The sequence below is a fragment of the Paracoccus sp. UBA5162 genome (assembly GCF_002413585.1).
Taxonomy (GTDB): Bacteria; Pseudomonadota; Alphaproteobacteria; order Rhodobacterales; family Rhodobacteraceae; genus Paracoccus.
Map to the genome: position 1 here is coordinate 1,094 of NZ_DHXG01000101.1, position 2,029 is coordinate 3,122.

Consider the following 2,029-nt stretch of genomic DNA (forward strand, 5'->3'; position numbering starts at 1 on the left):
GGCCTGCGCGGGCGCGGCGGGGCGGGCTTTCCCACCGGGCTGAAATGGTCCTTCATGCCCAAGGAAAGCGATGGCCGGCCCGCCTATCTGGTCATCAATGCCGACGAATCCGAACCCGCGACATGCAAGGACCGCGAGATCATGCGCCATGATCCGCACACGCTGATCGAAGGCGCGCTGATCGCCAGTTTCGCGATGGGCGCCCATGCCTGCTATATCTATATCCGCGGGGAATATATCCGCGAGCGCGAGGCGCTGCAGGCGGCGATCGACGAATGTTATGACGCGGGGCTGCTGGGGCGCGATGCGGCCGGTTCGGATTGGGATTTCGACCTCTACCTGACCCACGGCGCCGGCGCCTATATCTGCGGCGAGGAAACGGCGCTGCTGGAAAGCCTGGAAGGCAAGAAGGGGATGCCGCGCATGAAGCCGCCGTTTCCGGCGGGCGCGGGTCTTTATGGTTGCCCGACCACGGTGAACAATGTCGAATCCATCGCCGTGGTGCCGGCGATCCTGCGCCGGGGCGCGGAATGGTTCGCGGGTTTCGGCCGGCCGAACAATGCCGGCGTCAAGCTGTTCGGCCTGACCGGGCATCTCAACAATCCCTGCGTCGTCGAGGAGGCGATGTCGATCCCGCTGAAGGAACTGATCGAGAAACATGGCGGCGGCGTGCGCGGCGGCTGGAAGAACCTCAAGGCGATCATTCCGGGCGGGGCGTCCTGCCCGGTCATCACCGCCGAACAGGCGGAATCCGCGATCATGGACTATGACGGGATGCGGGATCTGAAATCCAGCTTCGGCACCGCATGCATGATCGTCATGGACCGGGACACCGATGTGATCAAGGCGGTGTGGCGGCTGGCGAAGTTCTTCAAGCATGAAAGCTGCGGGCAATGCACGCCCTGCCGCGAGGGCACGGGCTGGATGATGCGGGTCATGGAACGGCTGGTGACGGGTCAGGCCGAGGTCGAGGAAATCGACATGCTGCTGGACGTGACCAAGCAGGTCGAGGGCCACACGATCTGCGCGCTTGGCGATGCCGCCGCCTGGCCGATCCAGGGCCTGATCCGCAATTTCCGCGGCGAGATCGAGGACCGGATCAAGGCGAAACGCACCGGACGCATGGGAGCGATGGCGGCGCAATGATGTCCGCGCGTGCATATGCTCACGCCGCGCGCACGGGGTCGTGTGGGGAAACCCGTGCAGGCGGCTGTTATGGCAGGGGCCATGACAGAAGAAGGGCACGGATGATGAAACGACAGAACCGCAACCGCGTGGCGACCGCTCTGGTCGCGATCCTGGGAATGGCCGCGACGCAGGCCGCCGCGCTGGAGCCGCTGGCGCAGGAAAAATACATCAATGACCGTCTGATCGCGGCGCGGATCGCCGATCGCATCCGCCGCGAATGTCCCAGCATCGACGGGCGTGTCGTCTTTGCCTTCATGCAGGCGCGCGCGCTGAAGAAATACGCGCGCGACAAGGGCTATTCCACGGCCCAGATCGAGGCGTTCCTGGACAGCCGCGCCGACAAGGACCGCATCTATGCCGTGGCCGAGGATTATCTGGACCGGAACGGGGCGGCGGCCGGGGATGCCGACAGCTTTTGCCGCCTGGGGCGGCAGGAAATCGCGAAGAATACGGTCACGGGATCGTTGCTGAGCGCAAGGTAAGGAAAGTGATGATGGCCGATTTGCGGACAATCAAGATCGACGGCGCCGAGATCGAGGTCGATCCCAATCTGACATTGATCCAGGCCTGTGAACAGGCGGGGATCGAGATCCCGCGCTTCTGCTATCACGAACGTCTCTCCATCGCCGGCAATTGCCGCATGTGCCTGGTCGAGGTCGTGGGCGGCCCGCCCAAGCCCGCCGCCTCCTGCGCGATGCAGGTCAAGGATCTGCGCCCCGGTCCCGAAGGCGCCCCGCCCGAGGTCCGCACCAACAGCCCGATGGTCAAGAAGGCGCGTGAAGGCGTGATGGAGTTCCTGCTGATCAACCACCCGCTGGATTGCCCGATCTGCGACCAGGGC

General features: G+C 64.7%; 3 protein-coding genes. All 3 read left to right on the forward strand.

What is annotated here, in order from left to right; translation table 11 throughout:
- A partial coding sequence (nuoF, locus tag B4A72_RS16025; protein ID WP_292979117.1) for an NADH-quinone oxidoreductase subunit NuoF occupies positions 1–1,146 on the forward strand: 1,146 nt, incomplete at its 5' end.
- Positions 1,147–1,250: 104 nt separating this feature from the next.
- Positions 1,251–1,670: a DUF5333 domain-containing protein gene (locus B4A72_RS16030; protein WP_292957436.1), complete on the forward strand. Its 420-nt coding sequence runs from the start codon at positions 1,251–1,253 to the stop codon at positions 1,668–1,670.
- An 11-nt stretch (positions 1,671–1,681) separates the two neighbouring features.
- Positions 1,682–2,029 (forward strand): 2Fe-2S iron-sulfur cluster-binding protein (locus B4A72_RS16035; RefSeq protein ID WP_292979119.1); only part of this gene is annotated, 348 nt, incomplete at its 3' end.